This is a genomic window from Serratia sp. L9, from assembly GCF_050632285.1.
In the GTDB taxonomy this organism is placed as follows: Bacteria; Pseudomonadota; Gammaproteobacteria; order Enterobacterales; family Enterobacteriaceae; genus Chania.
On record NZ_CP192591.1, the window covers coordinates 5670445 to 5690055 of the forward strand.

General features: G+C 56.3%; 14 protein-coding genes and 3 pseudogenes. 9 read left to right on the forward strand and 8 right to left on the reverse strand.

From position 1 onward, the window contains the following. The first annotated feature begins 27 nt into the window (after positions 1-27). Positions 28-2484 carry an acyl-CoA dehydrogenase FadE gene (gene fadE / locus ACQ86O_RS26915; protein ID WP_431223605.1) on the forward strand — a complete coding sequence of 819 codons (2457 nt, stop codon included), beginning with the start codon at positions 28-30 and terminating at the stop codon, positions 2482-2484. A gap of 61 nt (positions 2485-2545) precedes the next feature. Here the strand turns inward: fadE and mtnK are convergent, their stop codons facing one another. Next, positions 2546-3745: an S-methyl-5-thioribose kinase gene (gene mtnK, locus ACQ86O_RS26920; protein WP_431223606.1), complete on the reverse strand. Its 1200-nt coding sequence runs from the start codon at positions 3743-3745 to the stop codon at positions 2546-2548. A gap of 141 nt (positions 3746-3886) precedes the next feature. On the opposite strand from mtnK, the gene mtnA reads away from it, so the two are divergent. Next, positions 3887-4915, forward strand: coding sequence for an S-methyl-5-thioribose-1-phosphate isomerase (gene mtnA / locus ACQ86O_RS26925; RefSeq protein ID WP_431223607.1), 1029 nt, complete (start codon positions 3887-3889; stop codon positions 4913-4915). A gap of 26 nt (positions 4916-4941) precedes the next feature. On the opposite strand, the gene ACQ86O_RS26930 is transcribed toward mtnA, so the two are convergent. The 3 genes from ACQ86O_RS26930 to ACQ86O_RS26940 are packed head-to-tail and all read right to left on the reverse strand — an operon-like array spanning position 4942 to position 6781. Next, positions 4942-5484: a 1,2-dihydroxy-3-keto-5-methylthiopentene dioxygenase gene (locus tag ACQ86O_RS26930; RefSeq protein WP_431223608.1), complete on the reverse strand. Its 543-nt coding sequence runs from the start codon at positions 5482-5484 to the stop codon at positions 4942-4944. Next, positions 5484-6170, reverse strand: coding sequence for an acireductone synthase (gene mtnC / locus ACQ86O_RS26935; RefSeq protein ID WP_431223609.1), 687 nt, complete (start codon positions 6168-6170; stop codon positions 5484-5486). Before mtnC ends, ACQ86O_RS26930 begins: the two co-directional genes overlap by 1 nt. Beyond that, positions 6167-6781, reverse strand: coding sequence for a methylthioribulose 1-phosphate dehydratase (locus ACQ86O_RS26940; RefSeq protein ID WP_431223610.1), 615 nt, complete (start codon positions 6779-6781; stop codon positions 6167-6169). The genes mtnC and ACQ86O_RS26940 overlap by 4 nt, the downstream gene beginning before the upstream one ends. A gap of 254 nt (positions 6782-7035) precedes the next feature. Between ACQ86O_RS26940 and ACQ86O_RS26945 the strand changes: the two genes are divergently transcribed. Both ACQ86O_RS26945 and ACQ86O_RS26950 read left to right on the forward strand, forming a co-directional pair. Continuing rightward, positions 7036-8196: a pyridoxal phosphate-dependent aminotransferase gene (locus ACQ86O_RS26945; RefSeq protein ID WP_431223611.1), complete on the forward strand. Its 1161-nt coding sequence runs from the start codon at positions 7036-7038 to the stop codon at positions 8194-8196. Continuing rightward, positions 8184-8957, forward strand: a complete 774-nt coding sequence (locus tag ACQ86O_RS26950; protein WP_431223612.1) for an amidohydrolase — start codon at positions 8184-8186, stop codon at positions 8955-8957. Before ACQ86O_RS26945 ends, ACQ86O_RS26950 begins: the two co-directional genes overlap by 13 nt. A gap of 33 nt (positions 8958-8990) precedes the next feature. Here the strand turns inward: ACQ86O_RS26950 and ACQ86O_RS26955 are convergent. Both ACQ86O_RS26955 and ACQ86O_RS26960 read right to left on the reverse strand, forming a co-directional pair. Further along, positions 8991-10230, reverse strand: a pseudogene (locus tag ACQ86O_RS26955) (pyridoxal-phosphate-dependent aminotransferase family protein). A gap of 265 nt (positions 10231-10495) precedes the next feature. Continuing rightward, on the reverse strand, positions 10496-11335 hold the full coding sequence (locus ACQ86O_RS26960; protein ID WP_431223613.1) for a MurR/RpiR family transcriptional regulator: 840 nt from the start codon (positions 11333-11335) through the stop codon (positions 10496-10498). 114 nt (positions 11336-11449) lie between these two features. Here ACQ86O_RS26960 and ACQ86O_RS26965 point away from each other — a divergent pair, with 114 nt between their 5' ends. Beyond that, positions 11450-11608 (forward strand): addiction module toxin RelE, encoded by a 159-nt coding sequence (locus tag ACQ86O_RS26965; protein WP_431225840.1) that lies wholly within the window; start codon positions 11450-11452, stop codon positions 11606-11608. On the opposite strand, the pseudogene ACQ86O_RS26970 reads toward ACQ86O_RS26965, so the two are convergent. Together ACQ86O_RS26970 and ACQ86O_RS26975 are read right to left on the reverse strand one after the other, a co-directional pair. Continuing rightward, a pseudogene (locus tag ACQ86O_RS26970) lies at positions 11605-12481 on the reverse strand (siderophore-interacting protein). The gene ACQ86O_RS26965 and the pseudogene ACQ86O_RS26970 sit on opposite strands and share 4 nt — an antisense overlap. Before the next feature lies 1 nt (position 12482). Continuing rightward, positions 12483-13708, reverse strand: a pseudogene (locus tag ACQ86O_RS26975) (MFS transporter). 134 nt (positions 13709-13842) lie between these two features. Between ACQ86O_RS26975 and ACQ86O_RS26980 the strand changes: the two are divergent. The 4 genes from ACQ86O_RS26980 to ACQ86O_RS26995 are packed head-to-tail and all read left to right on the forward strand — an operon-like array spanning position 13843 to position 19593. Further along, the gene (locus tag ACQ86O_RS26980) at positions 13843-15576 is read left to right on the forward strand and encodes an IucA/IucC family protein (protein WP_431223614.1); all 1734 of its coding nucleotides are present in this window, start codon (positions 13843-13845) and stop codon (positions 15574-15576) included. Then, entirely contained in the window at positions 15576-16523 is a 948-nt protein-coding gene (locus ACQ86O_RS26985; protein ID WP_431225841.1) for a GNAT family N-acetyltransferase, read from the forward strand. Before ACQ86O_RS26980 ends, ACQ86O_RS26985 begins: the two co-directional genes overlap by 1 nt. After that, a complete protein-coding gene (gene iucC, locus ACQ86O_RS26990) occupies positions 16520-18268 on the forward strand; it encodes an aerobactin synthase IucC (protein WP_431223615.1) in 1749 nt (582 codons plus the stop codon). The genes ACQ86O_RS26985 and iucC overlap by 4 nt, the downstream gene beginning before the upstream one ends. After that, positions 18265-19593 (forward strand): lysine N(6)-hydroxylase/L-ornithine N(5)-oxygenase family protein, encoded by a 1329-nt coding sequence (locus ACQ86O_RS26995; RefSeq protein ID WP_431223616.1) that lies wholly within the window; start codon positions 18265-18267, stop codon positions 19591-19593. Before iucC ends, ACQ86O_RS26995 begins: the two co-directional genes overlap by 4 nt. The last annotated feature ends 18 nt before the right edge of the window (positions 19594-19611 follow it).

Here is a 19611-nt window from a genome sequence, read left to right on the forward strand (position 1 = left end):
AGACCTCTTACTACTTCGGAGCTTCTTATGATGGTTCTCAGTGTCGTTGTTTTACTCGCACTCATTGGTGTGCTGTTCTATCACCGGGTGAACCTGGCGCTCAGCAGCATCCTGCTGCTGGCCTTTACGGCAGCCATGGGCGCTATTGGCCTGTGGACTTACTGGATGCTGCTGCCGCTGGCGATCGTTCTGCTGCCTTTGAACATCGTTTCGCTGCGCCGCTCCCTGCTTTCCGCCCCGGCTTTACGTGCGTTCCGCAAAGTGATGCCTCCAATGTCCACTACGGAAAAAGAAGCCATCGATGCCGGGACTACCTGGTGGGAAGGCGATCTGTTCCGCGGCCAGCCGGACTGGAACAAACTGCACAACTATCCGCAGCCTAAGCTGACGCAAGAAGAGCAAGCCTTTATCGACGGCCCGGTAGAAGAAGCCTGCCGCATGGCCAATGACTTCCAGATCACCCATGAACTGGCCGATCTGCCGCCAGAACTGTGGGCTTACCTGAAAGAGCACCGCTTCTTTGCGATGATCATCAAAAAAGAGTACGGCGGGCTGGAATTCTCCCCTTATGCTCAGGCGCAAATCCTGCAAAAACTGGCGGGTGTCTCCGGCATTCTGGCAATCACCGTCGGCGTGCCTAACTCCCTCGGCCCAGGTGAACTGTTGCAACATTACGGCACCGAAGAGCAAAAAGATCACTATCTGCCAGGCTTGGCGCGTGGCGATGAAATTCCTTGTTTTGCATTGACCAGCCCGGAAGCCGGTTCCGACGCGGGAGCCATCCCGGACGTGGGTACCGTTTGTATGGGTGAATGGCAAGGCAAGCAGGTGCTTGGCATGCGTCTGACCTGGAACAAGCGCTACATCACCCTGGCACCTATCGCCACCGTTTTGGGCCTGGCTTTCAAACTGCATGATCCAAGCCGCCTGCTGAGCGATAACGAATCCCCAGGCATTACCTGTGCGCTGATCCCAACCAATACCCCAGGGGTGGAAATCGGCAACCGCCATTTCCCGTTGAACGTGCCATTCCAGAACGGCCCAACCCGTGGCAACGACGTATTCGTGCCGATCGATTATATCATTGGCGGGCCAAAAATGGCCGGTCAGGGCTGGCGTATGCTGGTTGAATGCCTGTCGGTGGGCCGTGGTATCACCCTGCCTTCCAACTCTACCGGCAGTGTGAAATCCATTGCCTTGGCCACAGGTGCTTACGCTCACATTCGCCGCCAGTTCAAAATCTCTATCGGCAAGATGGAAGGGATCGAAGAGCCACTGGCACGTATTGTGGGTAATACCTACGTGATGGATGCGGCGGCCTCGCTGATTACCTACGCCCTGATGCAGGGTGAGAAGCCGGCAGTGCTGTCGGCCATCGTGAAATACCACTGTACCCACCGTGGCCAGCAGTCCATCATCGATGCCATGGATATCACTGGCGGTAAGGGCATTATGCTGGGCGAGTCCAACTTCCTGGCGCGTGCCTATCAGGGCGCACCGATCGCCATTACGGTTGAAGGGGCCAATATTCTGACCCGCACCATGATGATCTTCGGCCAGGGGGCAATCCGCTGCCATCCTTATGTCCTGGCTGAAATGGCCGCTGCCCAGAACAACGATCTGGATGCTTTCGACAAGGCACTGTTTGGCCACCTCGGCCATGTCGGCAGCAGCAAAATGCGCAGCCTGTGGCTTGGCCTGACCAATGGCCGTACCAGCAGCACGCCAACCAAAGACTCAACTCGCCGCTACTATCAGCAGTTGAACCGTTTAAGTGCCAACCTGGCGTTGCTGTCTGACGTTTCCATGGGGGTCTTGGGTGGCAGCCTGAAACGCCGCGAGCGCATTTCTGCACGCCTGGGCGACGTACTCAGCCAAATGTATCTGGCCTCCGCAGCCCTGAAACGTTTTGAGGACGAAGGGCGTCAGAAAGAAGATCTGCCGTTGGTGCATTGGGGCGTGCAGGACAGCCTGAATCAGGCCGAACAAGCGTTAGACGACCTGCTGCGCAACTTCCCGAATCGCTTTATCGCCGGGGCCATGCGCCTGGTGGTGTTCCCATTTGGCCGCGTGCACAGCGCACCGTCCGACCAGCTCGACCACCAGTTGGCGAAGATTATCCAGCAGCCTTCGGCTACCCGCAGCCGTCTTGGCCGGGGCCAATACCTGACGCCAAGCGAACATAACCCGGTTGGCCTGCTGGAAGCGGCATTGGCTGATGTGATGGCTGCCGAACCCATTCACCAGCGCCTGTGCAAACAAGCCGGTAAGAATCTGCCGTTTACCCGTCTTGATCGCCTGGCACAGCGTGCACTGGACGAAGGCAAAATCAGTGCCGACGAGGCCAAGATCCTGGTGAAAGCGGAAGAAAGCCGTCTGCGTTCCATCAACGTCGAAGACTTTGCACCTGACGCATTGGCGGCACATCAGCCGGAAAAGCCGGTAAAAAAGGAAAAGCGGCAGCAGCAGACTGAAGCCGCATAACCACCATCAGGTTTAGATCCCAAAGGGGCGATGAAAATCGCCCCTTTTTACCTGGCAGGTTTCAAGCGTGTTGGCGGATACGTGCCAGCAAGTCATCAATATGCGCGATTTGTGTGGCGTTTACGATCAACGCACGGCCCAGGTTGAGCGCGCTACGCTGGCATTCGGCACGCATTTCAGGATCGGTAATACTCTCCAGATCGGCAACATGTGCCAACCCGATAGTGCGGCGAATCAGCTCTGTTCCACAATAACCAATCGCATCCACCCAGACCTGCTGCAGGAACTGTTCAGCGTAACCTGGCAGTGCCAGAGCCGCATCGCGGCTATACTGGTGGCACAACATCAGGAAGCGGTCGGCAAAGATCAGCCATAGCTCACGGACATCCTGCAACCGCTGCTCACGCCCGGCGGCCGCATCTCGCGGGCCAAACAGCCCCGGCAAACCACAATAATTCAGCAGCAGATTACCCAGCGCAGTCCCAATATCAAAGCCGATCGGCCCGTAGAAACCAAACTCGGCATCAATCGCTTTCAGTTTACCTTCGGCTACAAAAATCGAACCACTATGGATATCACCGTGCAACAGCGCCTCAGCCTTGCTCAGAAAGCGATGCTTAAGCCCGGCAACGGCCAATTTTAACGCCGCATCTTTACGCAGCTCAAGCACCTGCGGCAATAACGCCGGGTCGAACTGATTACGCACATGATCCTGATAAGGATCGGTGAAAAACAGATCTTCGGTGATCTGGCACAGTTCTGGATTGGTGAAGCGACTGACCTCGGCCTTTTTCAACTGCGCGGTCTGGTAAAAATCAGAGGTATAGAACAGGGTCTGCGCCAGGTATTCCGCCAATTGCCCGGCGGCCAGCGGATAGTAGCGCCCTTTCACCAGCTCACTGCGCCAGATGTGATGGTCAGAGAGATCTTCTTGCACCATCACCGCCAGTTCTGGATCGTGATGTAGCACCTGCACCGTGTGGCGCGGGCACAGTGCCGCGTGGATGCGCAGGGTTTCTGCTTCGATACGCGCCCGATCCAGCGTCAGCGGCCAGGATTCCCCCACACAACGTACGTATGGCAGCGCCTGTTTGACGATCACCTGGCTCACGCCATCACGATCGCGGATTTTAAACACCAGGTTCAGATTGCCATCCCCAATCTCGTCAGCACTCACCAGTGCCTGCGGATCGGCCACCTGCCCATATTGGCGCGCGTATTCAACGGCATCGGCAGCAGTAAACGTACGATATTGCGACATCCCCCAACCCCTCTGTTTCTTCCCGTAGCGATGATTTTTATTTTTAGACACAAAAGCGTCTGGACGTCTATACATCCGAACTTCATGTTGGCAGAATGACTTCACAGATGCAATAAGAAAGACACAAGGATTTAACGAGCGATGCAAACACTTAACACCACCAGCATGGTTCTGAAAGACAATCGGTTTTGGATCCTCGACCAGCAAGCCTTGCCGCAGGAAAAATGCTGGCTGCCTTGCGACAGCGTTGAGCAACTGGTTGAACATATTCGCGCCCTGCGAGTGCGGGGTGCCCCCTTGATTGGGCTGTCTGCCAGCCTGTTATTGGCCTTGCTGGCCGAACGGGGTTTGCCCCGTTCCGAGCTGGAACAGGCGCTGCAAACTTTACGTGCCGCACGCCCTACGGCGGTCAACCTGATGAACAATCTGGATCGAATGAAGCAGGCGCTGGCACAGCCGGATTGGGTCACCGCAATGGCGGTAGAAGCTCTGCGCCTGGTGGATGAAGACCGCAACCTGTGCGAACGCATCGCTGATAACGGGGCCGAGTGGGTGAAGCCGAACAGCCGCCTGCTGACCCACTGCAATACCGGCGGGCTGGCAACGGCGGGCGTCGGAACGGCTATTGGTGTTCTGCTGCGAGCACACCAGCAAGGGAAGATCGCCCAGGTTTGGGTCGATGAGACTCGCCCTCTGCTGCAAGGAGGCCGCCTGACAGCCTGGGAACTGGGGGAGTTGGGGATCCCTTATCAACTGATTTGCGATTCGATGGCTGCCAGCCTGATGGCCGCCGGCCAGATCGATGCGGTGTGGGTAGGTGCAGACCGCATTGCGGCCAACGGTGACGTAGCCAATAAAATTGGCACATACAGCCTGGCAGTGCTGGCCCATTATCACCACCTCCCGTTTTACGTTGCCGCGCCGCACACCACCCACGATCCTCATTGCCCAAACGGGGCGGCCATTCCGATTGAACAGCGGGCAGCCGCAGAAGTCACCGGTGTCAGCGGCAGCTTTGGTGCCTGCCAATGGGCTCCGGCAGGAGCTCCGGCCTATAACCCGGCATTCGACGTTACGCCCGCAGCATTAATCAGCGGTTGGGTGCTGGACAGCGGTGTGATCACGCCAGAACAGGTGGCTGGCGGTATTTTTCAACGGGCCCTGGCATAACCTGTTGCGATGGCCGAGGGCCAGGCTCAATCGAGCCTCGGATAAGCCTCGGCAATCTTGTCACCGGTGAAGTGAGCCACCCAGCCTTCCGGATTATCAAATACGCGGATCGCGGTAAAATTGGGTGCCGACCCCATATCAAACCAGTGGCGGGTGTTGGCTGGCACCGAGATCAGGTCGTTTCTCTCGCACAAGATCTGGAAAATCTTATCTTCCAGATGCAGGCAGAATAGCCCCGCCCCAGAGACAAAAAAGCGCACCTCATCTTCGCCGTGTGTATGCTCGGCGAGAAATTTCTCTCTCAACACTTCGCGCTGGGCGTTATCTGGGCGCATGCTGATCACATCCCAACTCTGATAGCCCTTTTCCGCCACCAACCGGTCGATTTCATGCTGATAGGCGGCGATCACCGCTTCTGGTTGTGGATTATTGCCCAATTCGCAATCCGCCTGCCAACGTTCGAAGCGCACACCAATCTGCGCCAGTTGCTGCTGGATAGCCTGCGCTTCCCTGCTCTGCCACAGCGGCTGCTGAGGCTTTTGAACGCTGAAAATGGTCAACTCACTCATCAGACAAACTCCCCTAAATCGATGTGATCAAAACGGTTAACCTGCCGGTGCTGGCTCTGCGCATCGCCAGCATCACGGATCAGTTGGCACGTATGCCAGCCGGCAGCCTGCGCGGCGTCCAATTCCTGATGAATATCGGAAAGGAACAGCAATTCTCCCGGGGCCAGGTCTATCGCTTCGGCAATATTCCGGTAGGATGCGGTTTCACGCTTGGCACCCACATGCGTATCAAAGTAACCGCTCAATAACGGCTGCAAATCCCCCGCTTCGCTATAACCAAACAACAGTTTTTGCGCTTCAACCGAACCCGAAGAATAAACGTATAGCTTTACCCCTTGCTGCTGCCAGGCGGCCAACTGCCCGGCCACTTCCGGGTAAAGATGCCCCTGAAAGTCGCCGTTCTGGTAGCCTGTGCGCCAAATGATGCCCTGTAACGCTTTCAGCGCGGTAGATTTGCGGTCCTCATCCATAAAACGATAAAGCACGTTAATAAGCCGTTCGTTATCGGCCTTCGGTTCGGTTATCTCTGCACGCAATGCCGCCAGCGGGGCCGCAACTTCGGCATCCTGACAGTGGCTGCGGACAAATGCCGCCAGCCGCTCACGCGCGTAGGGGAACAGCACCTGATGGACAAAGCGGATATCGCTGGTGGTGCCTTCAATATCGGTCACAATCGCGCGGATCATTTAGCCTCCAGTAGGCGACGTTGCAGTTCACACTGGAACAGGAACTCCAGCCCTTCAAGGTGACGGCGTGCTTGGGCCACCTGCGTGCCCCAGCAATACAGACCGTGCCCACGCACCAGAAAACCATACTGTAATGGCGTTACCTCGGCAAAAGCCGCCACGCGGGCAGCCAATGCAGGAATATCCTGATCATTGTCAAAAATGGGAATACTGACGCTATCGAGATGACTGCTCTGCCCACTGAGGGTCTTTTGCATTTCAAACCCTTGCAGCACCAGCGCCTGGCTTTTCTCTACGCGGGAAAGCACGGTAGCATTAACCGAATGGGTATGCAGGATCGCTCCGACCTGCGGATATAAACGATAGATCAGCGTATGCAGGCCCGTTTCCGCTGAAGGAGTGCGGCCGCTGGGAACATGGTTGGCCGCCATCTCCACCAGCAGGAAATCCTGCTCGCTCAAGCTGCCTTTGTCTTTGCCGGATTCGGTCACCAGGCATTGCTGTTCGTCAAGGCGCAGCGACATATTGCCACCGGTCGCCGGGCACCAGCCTTTTTCACCAATCCAGTGGCAGGCCGCCAATAAGGCAGATAGCTGCGGGTATTCCGTCATTCTCTTCGTTTCCTGGCCGTGAGCTGTTGATTATATGTAACCGATACATCCTCTGTGCATTTCGAGCTACAGCCAGGCACCCAGCTGACTTATCCCCTGGAGCTTACTCAGGTAGGTGACTGAGGCAAGTCAGTGCAGGTAACAACGCTGTAGCGTGAAAGGCGACAAGGATAGCCATCTAAACGTCTTGATTGCCAAACCTTAACATCGTGTTATATTGTTGGCAACATAAGCGCCAGGAGAATTAGCCTGATATGAGCACCGTAGCACCAACGCCAGCCAGTAAGTTACCCACCCTTGGCACCACTATCTTCACGCAGATGAGCGCTCTGGCACAGCGTCATCAGGCGATCAACCTGTCGCAAGGGTTTCCAGATTTTGATGGCCCGGAGTATTTGAAACAACGCCTGAGCTGGCATGTCAGCCAGGGCGCCAACCAATATGCCCCCATGACCGGTGCAGCCCCGTTGCGCGAAGCCATTGCAGAAAAAACCGCCCAACTTTACGGCTGGCAACCGGATGCCAACAGCGAAGTGACCGTCACTGCCGGAGCCACCGAAGCATTGTTTGCCGCGATCAGCGCCCTGGTACGCCCAGGTGACGAAGTGATCTGCTTCGATCCCAGCTATGACAGCTATGCCCCGGCGGTACAGCTTTCCGGCGGCGTTCTCAAGCGTATTGCGTTGCGGCCACCGACCTTCAGGGTGGATTGGCAACAGTTTGCCGAGCAGCTCTCTCCACGCACCCGATTAGTTATTCTCAATACCCCGCAAAACCCATCAGCCACCGCCTGGTCTGCCGACGATATGCAGCAACTGTGGGCTGCCGTTGCCGAGCAGGAAATCTATATCCTGAGTGATGAAGTTTACGAACACATTTGCTTTGCCAAAGGGGGACATGCCAGCGTGCTGGCCCACCCGCAATTACGTCAGCGGGCGATCGCAGTTTCTTCATTTGGTAAAACTTTCCATATGACCGGCTGGAAAGTGGGTTACTGCGTGGCCCCAGCCGCGTTGAGCACCGAAGTGCGTAAGGTTCACCAGTATCTGACCTTTTCGGTCAATACGCCGGCACAGCTGGCACTGGCCGATATGTTGCGTAATGAGCCAGAGCACTGGCAGCAACTACCGACGTTTTACCGTGCCAAACGCGACCGCTTTGTGCAGGCGCTGGCCAAAAGCAGGCTGGAAATTTTGCCCTGTGAAGGGACATACTTCTTATTGGCCGATTACAGCGCTATTTCCGATCTGGATGACGTTGCCTTCTGCCATTGGCTGACCGAGCACGCAGGCGTGGCGGCGATCCCGCTTTCCGTCTTCTGTGCCGATCCTTTCCCCCATAAATTGATCCGGCTGTGCTTCGCCAAACAGGATGCCACGCTGGATACCGCTGCGGAGCGATTATGTCGACTCTAAAAATTACCCTGTTGCAGCAACCGCTGGTCTGGCGCCAGGGTGAAGCTAACCTGCGCCAGTTCGATGCCTTGCTGCCGGCTATTACCGGCCGCGACCTGATCGTGCTGCCAGAAATGTTCACTACCGGTTTTGCCATGGATGCCGGTGAAAGCGCGCTGCCGGTGCAGCAGGTTATCGACTGGCTGCATACCTGGGCGGTGAAAACCAACGCACTGGTTGGCGGTAGCGTCGCGCTGAAAACCCCCGAGGGTGCGGTCAACCGTTTCCTCCTGGTGGAACCCGGCGGCAAAGTCCATTTCTACGACAAGCGGCATCTGTTCCGCATGGCCGGTGAACACTTGCATTACCAGGCCGGGAAACAGCGGACCATCTTCGAATGGCGCGGCTGGCGCATCCTGCCGCAAATCTGTTATGACCTTCGCTTTCCGGTATGGTCACGCTATCAGCAGGATTACGATCTGGCGCTGTACGTCGCCAACTGGCCTGCTCCGCGCAGCATGCATTGGCAGACACTGCTGGCGGCACGGGCAATTGAGAATCAGGTTTACGTGGCGGGTTGCAACCGCGTAGGTGAAGACGGCAATGGTCTGAGTTACCGCGGTGACAGCCTGATCGTCAGCCCGCAGGGGGAACGACTGGCCAGTGCAGAACCCGGCCAGGCCGCCAGACTGGATGCCGAGCTTTCACTGGAAACCTTGCAAACCTACCGCACCGCCTTCCCTGCCTGGCGTGATGCGGACAGTTTTCTGCGTCACGATTAATGCTTCCAGGGGCCAAGGCCCCCTGGGTTGAGATTAACCCTGCTCAACGTCGTAAATGTTCCATGCGGCCTGTAAGGCTTCCCCTGTTGGCTGGCAAAACCAAGGCGGTTCAGCACGGCTTCCAGCGCAGCCAAGGTTTGCAGCACGCAATCTTTGCGGGCGTTATATCCCATGGTGCCAATCCGCCAGATTTTGCCCTGTAGCGGGCCAAACGAAGTCCCGATCTCGATGGCGAAATCATTCAGCATCATCTGGCGCACCTGCTCACCATGCACGCCCTGCGGGATCACCACGCCCAGCACGTTGTTCATCCGGTTATCAAGATCGCCGAATACCCCCAGCCCCATCCCCTGGATCCCGGCCAACAACGCAGCACCGTGCAGCCTATGACGGGCAATAGTGTTATCCAGTCCTTCTTCCAGGATCACCCTGGCGCATTCACGCGCAGCAAATAGCATGCTGGTGGCTTCCGTATGGTGATTCAGCCGCTCTGGTCCCCAGTAATCCATGATCATGCCCAGATCGAAATAGTTGGAATAGATCATCTCATCATCACCGTCCGCATGATCGACGGTGCGGATCCCCTCCTCAACACACTTACGGCGGCGAATAACCTCTTCAAACTGCGGGCTGAGCGTTATTGGAGCACTGCCGGAAGGGCCACCGAGGCATTTTTGCAGCCCCGCAGAGACCGCGTCCAACCCCCAGGCATCGGTTTTCAATTCGTTACCGGCAAAAGAGGCGGTGGCATCAGTATAAAACAGCACGCCGTGGCGACGGCAGATATCACCCAACTCTGCCAGCGGCTGCAGCATGGTGGTGGAAGTATCGCCCTGTACCGTCAGCAACAGGCGTGGCCGCACTTTCTTGATCGCATCTTCAATCTGATCGGCGCTGAATACCTGACCCCAGGGCACGTCGAGGGTATGTACTTCAGCGCGGCAACGGCGGGCAATTTCACACAGCAAATGGCCAAAACGGCCAAACACCGGTATCAACACTTTATCGCCGGGCCGGATAGCGGATACCAGCATCGCCTCAATACCGGCGCGAGAAGTGCCGTCCACCAGCATTGTCCAGCGATTCTGCGTGCGGAACAGTGCGCGGTATAACTCCATAACCTGATTCATATAACCGGTCATTGCCGGATCGTACTGACCAATCAACTGGCTGGACATGGCACGCAGCACACGTGGATCGGCATTGATCGGTCCAGGCCCCATCAACAGGCGGTGCGGGGGTTAATCTGATCGAATTGGTTGATATCTAGCATGCTTATTCCTTGTCAACTTAATAACTTAGTTACGAAATTGCTGCGTCAGCGGCTGGCGGGGCACACACAACGTCATGGATTATTTTTGGTACGGGTAGATTATCGCCAAGTGCCGATTGATGAAACAAAAGATTCTTAAATTGATAATCTGCAACCATTGTATCAATCCAAGGCATCAACTCTCGTCCTGAAGTAGCGTCAAGATCAAGGGGGAAACGGGTAAGAAGATGGGACGATAACCAAACTGGCTCGGGCAACCCGAGCCTCAACGCAGTTCCAGTTCCTCCAGTTCGCTAAACAGGTCGGCGATTTGGTGAATGCGCTGCCGCCCTTGCGACAGCATTTCATGCAATAACGCATTACTCAGCAAGCTCGCCAAACTCATGGCGCTGGCATAACTGTCAAAAGCCGAGACGCTATCAAGCGGTGCTTCCAGATGCCAGCGGGCCAACGGCATCAGCGCCTGGGCTTGTGGCTCGCAGATCAATAAGGTGGGTACCTGCTGAGCCTGCAACTGCGTTAATACCGCTCGCAGCAACCGTGGCCGTCGGCGGAACGCCACCACAATCACCATATCCTGCCGATCCAGATCCACCAGGTCTTCGGCCAAGGTCTGGCCCGGTTGCGGTAACAGCCATACCTGTTCACGAACCTGCATTAATTGCTGACGCAGATGCATCGCTACCGGGTAACTGTTGCGCATCCCCAATAACATCACCCGCCGGGATTGCCCCAGAGCAGCGATAATCGCACCGAACTCTGCGGCATCAATCTGGTTCACCCAGTACGTCAGGTTGGCCATTTCCTGCTGATAATGGCGGGCCAGCAAGGTGTTGTCCTGTACTGCATCGCACTTGTCGGTCAGTGGTATACCGCTTTGGCGCAAGGTGCGCAGTTCATCACGCATCGCACGATAACTGGCATAACCCAAACGCTTGAACAAACGACTGACCGTGGCTTTGGACACCCCACTCAGGCGTGCCAGCTCAGCACTGTTATAGCTGATCAGATCGCCAAAATGATCGAAGATAAAGTCGGCAACCCGTTGCTCTTGAGGGGCCAACTGCGGGTACTCACTGCGCAGGCGCTCATCAATCTGCTTCATCGCTACTCCTGCTGTAACTTTTGTTTCAGCGGAACATAGCACAGCAGCCAAAGCGGCTGCCAGTGTTCAATCTGGAAGGCAATAGCTCGATAGCATAATGCGCGTCATTTAGCTCTGCCACCGCAGGCTGGCCACCCGATGGAGCAGCGACTTCTCCAATTTCGCCAATCGCCTGTCGCATTTGGTCACAGCGGCTATCTGGTGCGCTATCACTTCTATGGCACGACCGTCGTGATCGTGGCGGTGCGCCATCAATTTGAAGCGGGTTATTAACACCAGTAGGCCATAAAGTTCACCGTAGAACGGTCCAGTTCACATTCGCCAATCAGATATCGACGCAGGTTTTTCACCACCGAAGACTCCGCCGCCACCCAGGCATAAAAGGTTTTGGCACCTTCGGCACGTTCCCACAATAAATTCCCACCCAGGCTTTTTCTGCCAGCGACTGCGCTTCGGCCTTCGCCGAGGCAGGAATATTAACCCGCTGACGCACCGCTTCCACCAACAGCGTCCCATGCAACTGTTGATGCCCAACATCGCGGGGTAGCCAGTAAATCTCGGCAAACGGGAATTCCGCCATATCCAGGCAATCACCCGCCACCGGCACCTCAAAAAAAGCCTGCACGCGCGGGGGTTGGCCTGCTGTGCGAGTTGCTCCAGAATGCCCATCGCCGCTGGCAGCGCCGTTTCATCGGCAATCAGCAGCGCCTGTTGTGTTTGCTCAGGAGGAGCCCACTCATAACCGCCGCTGTCTGCGCCAAAATCGGCATTCGGTGCCACGGCCTGCAATTTGTCCCCCGCTACGGCGTGGGTTGCCCAGGCAGAGGCTGGGCCGTTGACGCCATGGAGCACAAACTCCACGTCCATCTCATTATCTTCGCTACGCAGAGCACGCAACGTATAGGTGCGCATTACCGGCCGCTGCTCTTTCGCTATCGCCAGGTAATTACGATGCCAGTCTTCGCTGTTTTCCAATGGCTGGCACGGCCCTCTCCCCACCGGGAACAGCAGCTTGATACGCTGATCCGGCGCCTCCAGCTTCATACGATGCACCTCTGGGCCGGTAAACACACAGCGCACCAGCGAGGGGGAAATATTTTGTTTGTACTTCAAGGAAATATCAAAAATTCGATAGCTTGCGGACATATCACCGACTCTCCCGCGCAATGTCTGCCACTCTGTGCTGACGCCATAGCCAACTGCTCACACCACCCAGCAGGATGGCCGCTACCAGTGCCGCCGCAACCAACTGCGACTCACCGTAAAATTTTGCTACCACCGGCACCATCAGTGCACTCACGCCGTATCCCAGAGTATGGCTGGTGGCGATCGCCCCCGCCCCTTTACCTGTAGACAGCTTATCGTTCAGCATCAGTTGATAACCCGGCGTGGCCATCGCGGCACCAAAGGATGCCAGCGCACAGCCAAGGTAAAACAGCGCCAGCGGCATGGTACACATCAACCCCAGGCCAGCCATCATCAATAGCGCTGCCAGCATCAGCAATTGTGGTGGAGCCAAACGCTGTGGGCGCACCACCAGGAATTGGGCCAGCAGCGTGCAACCCGCCGCCACGCTGAGCAGTATCGCCACGTGGTGGCTGACGGTGGTTGCCGAATGGCTGAACAGTTGCATCAAATGCGGAGCCAAACCTAATTGCATCAGGCTGACAGCGGCCGCCAGCAGTAACGCGCATAGCAGATAAGGCATCATCGACAGCCGCAGGCGATTTTGCTGATGGGCTACCGCCGGTAAGGGGGATCATTATGCTGGCGGCAGATCACCAACAACGCAATCAACGGGGCGATAGCCATCAGCCACAGCGGTGCCATCGGGTGCAGAGACAGCGCCAATGCCGCACACAGCGGGCCAAGCAGGCGGCCACAGCTCAGGCCAGAACTGATGGTGGCCAGCGCCGCCATCCGTTGCTCATAACCAGCGCGCTGCAGCGCCCAGGTCTGGCTGGCTGGCACCATGCCTGAAACCGTCAGACCGTAGATAATGCGCGCCACGATCAATCCGCCAAGCCCGGCTATTTCTGGTAACCAACCGGCTGCCAGCCCCCAGACTGCCAAAGCCAGCAAGGCAAAACTGAGCAGGTACCCCGCTAAAGCCATAATGACCACGTATTTACAGCCACGCAGTTCCGCTTGTCGCCCCCACCAGGAGGAACCCACCAGGAACAGCATCGAACCCAGCGTTAATAACCCCGCCCACACCGACAGCGACAGGTGGGTCATGCTAACCAACACCGGCAATGCCACCAGCAAGCCGTTTTGCCCAATACCCAATAATCCGGCACAAAATGCCAGCGGCCAGTTTGAAGGAGAATCATTACTAATTGCAATGGGTTTTGGCGTAGGAGACAGGTTCATTAAGGTAAAATAACCGTTAAGAAAATGATGGAATTAGGTGTGAATGATTGAAAAATTGTATCACAGGATGATTGATAACGATAAATATTATTGATATAAGAATCATTCTCAAATGCTTTAGAGTGACAAGGGTCATGACTATCCAGTTAGCAACCGCAGCAACCGATGTGGCTGCGCAATGTTTCCTCAACGCATTAATGCGTGAAACCAAGGACTGGCACATCGTTACTGCCACCGATAACCACCAATTACCGCAGTTACATATTCCTCTGACAGATAAAAAATCTATTCGCATTCCTTTACGCCATACCTCACCAACTCAACATCACCAATATCAGTTCCCTGCCCGTCTGCATGAGAGCGGTGAAGCGCTGAGTTTTGAGCAGTTAGTTATGCTGTTGTTGGCCAAACCTGCGATAAAAGGCGAGTTATCGGAAGCGGTGCTAACCCGCTTTCGCCAGCGCGTGCTGGAAAGCCATGACAATACCCACCAGGCAATTGCTATCCGGCTCGACTGGGCAAGGTTGCGCGATCGGCCGCTGAATTTTGCCCAGGCGGAACAGGGGCTACTGGCTGGCCATGCGTTCCATCCGGCTCCCAAATCCCATGAACCCTTCGATCAACAACAGGCACAGCGCTATCTGCCTGATTTTGGTACCCGCTTCCCACTACGCTGGTTTGCGGTAGATAAACGTTTCCTGTGCGGTGACAGCCTGAAGCTCACGCTGCAACAGCGCCTGCAACGCTTCGCCGCCCAGAGCGCCCCACAACTGTTGAGCCATTTTACCGATGATGTCTGGCTGTTACCGATGCACCCTTGGCAAGCCGATTATCTGCTGGAGCAAGCCTGGTGCCGCGAACTGGTCGAACAGCAACAGCTTTGGGATCTCGGTGAAGCAGGTGAGCACTGGTTACCAACCAGTTCATCACGTTCGCTGTACAGTGCCGACTGCCGCGACATGATCAAGTTCTCTCTCAGCGTGCGTCTGACCAACTCGGTACGTACCTTGTCGGTGAAAGAGGTGAAACGCGGTATGCGCCTGGCCCGGCTGGCGCAAACCTCCCGCTGGCAAGAGCTGCAGGCCCGTTATCCAAGCATGCGCGTCATGCAGGAAGATGGCTGGGCCGGATTGCGATCCGCTGATGGCGTGATCCAGGAAGAAAGCCTGATGGCTCTGCGCGATAACCTGCTGTTCGGCCAGGCCGATAATCAGACCAATGTGCTGGTCACCCTGACGCAAACCGCACCGGATGGGGGTGACAGCCTATTGGCTGCGGCAGTCCGCCGCCTGGCGGCGCGCCTGAACTTACCGTTACAACAGGCCACACATTGCTGGCTTGATGCCTACTGCCAGCAGGTGCTGTTACCGCTGTTCAGCGTCGAAGCCGATTACGGTCTGGTGCTTCTCGCTCACCAACAAAATATTCTGGTGGAAATGCAGCAGGATTTGCCGGTGGGCATGCTGTATCGCGATTGCCAGGGCAGCGGCTTTACCCGTGATGCCACACCCTGGCTGGATGAAATTGGCGAAGCCGAGGCGGAAAACCGCTTCAGTGAACAGCAACTGCTGCGCTATTTCCCTTATTACTTGCTGGTCAACTCTACGCTGGCGGTCACTGCGGCTATGGCAGCAGCCGGTTTTGACCGCGAAGAAAACCTGATGATGCGGGTGCAACGCGCACTGGCTGGGCTGCGTGCAACGGCAAAGAATAGCCGCTGCCTGGACTATGTCCTCGACAGCACGCACTGGAACTGCAAGGGCAATTTCTTCTGTTATCTGCACGATCACAACGAGAACACCATTGTCGATCCGGCAGTGATCTACTTTGATTTCATCAACCCACTGCTGGTGGAGGCTGCTCAATGATGCCTTCCTCCAATATTGTTCATACCATTAACGGGTTCCGCTGCGAGCTATTGGGGAAAACCCTGTCCCTCAGTCTGGGTCTGGACAGCAGTGCCGTATTGCATTATCCAGGCCCGCTGCCTGCGGGTTGGCTGGTTCAAGCGTTGGATCAGTTGCTGATTGCCGCTCCGCAGTTGGGCGGCATTGCCCTGCCCTACGCCGAATGGTGTGAAGAGCCGCAGGCCACTGCACTGTTCGCACAGGCCAATGGAGATTACCTGGCCCGAGAAACCTTCTACCAACTGCCGTTGTGGCTGGTCGCAGAGCGCCATACCGCTTGCGGCCAGATGCAATACGACGCAGAACGTGAATTGTGGTTTCCGCAACGCCCGGCACGGCCAAGCGGCGAGGTTTATCGCCGCTACGATCCGCAAATCAAGCACACCCTGAGCTTCCGTTTGCCTGAGGTCGAGAGCGATGCCAAGCAGTTCACTCGCTGGATGAACGCCCCACGTGTTGACGCCTTCTGGGAGATGAGTGGCCCCCTCGAGGTACAGGCCGCCTATTTACAGCGCCAACTCGACTCCAGCTATTGTTACCCGCTGCTGGGCTGCTTTGACGATCGGCCCTTTGGCTATTTCGAAGTTTACTGGGCGGCAGAAGATCGCATTGGCCGCCACTATCGCTGGCAGCCCTTCGATCGCGGTCTGCATATGCTGGTTGGTGAAGAAAACTGGCGTGGCGCACAGTACATCCGCAGTTGGTTGCGCGGCCTGACCCATTATCTGTATCTGGATGAGCCGCGCACAACGCGTGTGGTTGCCGAGCCGCGCGCCGATAATCAGCGGCTGTTCCGCCATCTTCCAACCGCAGGTTACCAGACGCTGAAAGAGTTTGATTTCCCGCACAAACGTTCCCGCTTAATTATGAACCAACGTGAGATTTTCTTCCGGGGAGCGCACGTATGAGCCGCAAAGATTACGCCGACTGGCAGCGCGTAAACAACCAGATGATCGCCAAGATCCTGGCGGAACTGGAATACGAACGCACGCTGCAGGCTCAAGAGCATAACGGCCAATGGCGGATGGCGCTGGGTGATGCCACTTATACCTTTAACGCCAACCGTGGCATTTGGGGTTGGTTGCATATTGATGCCACCAGCCTGGCATGCGATTGCCAACCACTGGCCGCCGATCAGGCTCTGCGGCAACTGGCGCAGGTATTGCAGATGGATGATGCGCAGGTAGCCGAGCACCTGGAAGATCTGTACGCTACTTTGCGCGGTGATATGCAGTTGCTTAACGCCCGTCATGGAATGAGTGCGGAGGATCTGATCGCTCTGGACGCCGATGCATTGCAATGTCTGTTGGCTGGCCACCCGAAGTTTGTCTTCAACAAGGGTCGTCGGGGCTGGGGACTGACCGCTCTGCAACAATATGCGCCGGAATATCAAGGCCAGTTCCGTCTGCACTGGGTTGCCGCCAAACGTGGCAGCTTTGTCTGGTGTGCAGATGAAGAGTTCCCGCTGGAAAAATTGCTGGATAGCGCGATGGACAGCAGCGAACGCCTGCGTTTTGACCGCCGCTGGCGGGAACTGCAACTGAATGACGACTGGCTGCCAGTGCCGCTGCATCCCTGGCAATGGCAGCAAAAAATCGCGCTGCATTTCTTACCACAATTAGCCAGCGGTGCACTGGTGGAACTGGGTGAGTTTGGCGATCGCTATTTGGCGCAACAATCGCTACGCACACTGACCAACGTCAGTCGCCCCTCACCATTTGATATCAAGCTGCCGCTGACTATCTACAACACTTCCTGCTATCGCGGCATTCCCGGTAAATACATCAGCGCCGGGCCTGCCGCCTCCCGCTGGTTACAGCACATCTTCGCCAACGACGCCACCCTGCTGACCAGCGGTGCGCAGATTCTGGGGGAGCCGGCTGCCGGTTATATGGCGCATCCTACCTATGCCGCCCTTGCCAAGGCGCCTTACCGTTACCAGGAAATGCTGGGGGTGATCTGGCGTGAGAATCCTTCCTGTTATCTGCGCGAGGGCGAGCAGGCGATCCTGATGGCTACGCTGATGGAGACCGATAACCAGGGTAATCCGCTGATCGCCGCCTACATCGCCCGTTCTGGCCTGAGCGCTGAAGCCTGGCTGGCACAGATGTTCCAGGCGGTGGTGATCCCGATGTATCACCTGATGTGCTGCTATGGCGTAGCGCTGATTGCCCACGGCCAGAACATCACGCTGGTCATGCAAGATTATGTGCCACAGCGCGTGTTGCTGAAAGATTTCCAGGGCGATATGCGCCTGGTGGACCAAGAGTTCCCACAGGCCGCTACGCTGCCTCAAGTGGTGAAAGACGTGACGGTACGCCTGCCGGCCGACTACCTGATCCATGATCTGCAAACCGGGCACTTTGTTACCGTGTTGCGATTTATTTCACCGCTGATGAGCCGTTGCAGTGTGAGTGAATCCCGCTTCTATCAAGTGCTGGCACAGGTGCTGCAACGCTATATGGCGCAGCATCCGCAGCTGGCCGAACGCTTTACCTTATTCAGTCTGTTCAAACCACAAATTATTCGCGTGGTTCTCAACCCGGTGAAACTCACCTATTCAGAGCAGGATGGTGGCAGCCGCATGCTGCCGAACTATCTGCAGGATCTGGATAACCCCCTATATTTGGTCTCCAAGGAGTTTGCCCAATGAATCAGTCTCTGGATTTCATCGGCATCGGCGTCGGCCCATTCAACCTGAGCATTGCCGCACTCGGCAGTGAAGTTTCCGGCTTTAACAGCAAGTTTTTTGAGCGAAAACCGCACTTTTCCTGGCATCCCGGCATGATGGTGCCGGACTGCCATATGCAGACCAGTTTTCTCAAAGATCTGGTCAGTGCGGTTTCCCCCACCAACCCGTACAGCTTTCTCAACTATCTGGTGAAAAGGAAGAAGTTTTACCGTTTCCTGACCACCGAGCAACGCACGGTCTCCCGCGAAGAATTCGCCGATTACCTGGACTGGGCAGCTAACGGGCTAAATACTCTGGAATTCAGCCAGGACATCCGCAGCGTGGATTTTGATGACCAGCAACGCCAATTTGTCGTCACCACCCAGCGTGATGTCTACCGCGCACGTCATATCTGTTTAGGCATCGGCAAGCGTCCCAAGCTGCCAGACTGCGTCACCGAACAAAACGATCGCTGTTTCCATGCCAGCGAGATGAGCCTACGCAACCCGGACCTTACCGGCAAACGCGTCACCGTGGTCGGGGGCGGGCAAAGTGGCGCAGATCTGTTCTTGAATATTTTCCGCGCCGAATGGGGCCAGCCTTCGCAACTGAACTGGATCTCACGCCGGAACAACTATAACGCTCTGGATGAAGCGGCCTTCGCCAACGAATACTTCACGCCAGAATACGTGGAAAGCTTCTACACCCTGAATGACGGCGCCAAACAGCGCATGTTGACCGAGCAGAAGATGACCTCGGACGGCATCACCAGCGAATCTCTGTTGGCAATCTACCGGGCGATGTATCACCACTTTGAAGTGCTGCGCGAGAAACCCTGGGCGCGTCTGCTGCCCAGCCGCTCATTGGCGGCCCTGCACACCGCCGGTAATGGCTATCAGTTGGTCACTCATCACCATCTGGATCAAGGCAAAGAGACCTTCGACAGCGATGTGGTGATCTTCGCCACCGGCTATCAACAGGATCGCCCGGCGTTTCTTGAACCTTTAGCCCATCGCCTATTGACCACCGCGGACGATCAATACCTGCTCTCACCGGATTTCACTCTGGAGTGGCAGGGCCCAAGCGAAAACTGTCTGTTTGCCGTTAATGCCGGCATGCACAGTCATGGCATTGCCGAACCCCAGCTCAGCCTGATGGCCTGGCGTTCGGCCCGTATTCTCAACCGGGCATTAGGACGCGATCATTTCGACTTAACGTCCACCCCGGCTGTGATCCAATGGCGCAGTCAACAGGCGGGTGCAAGCGCCCGCGTTGAACGCGCCATATTCAACTACACCGAGTTTTAATTAAGGGAAAGCAGAAAA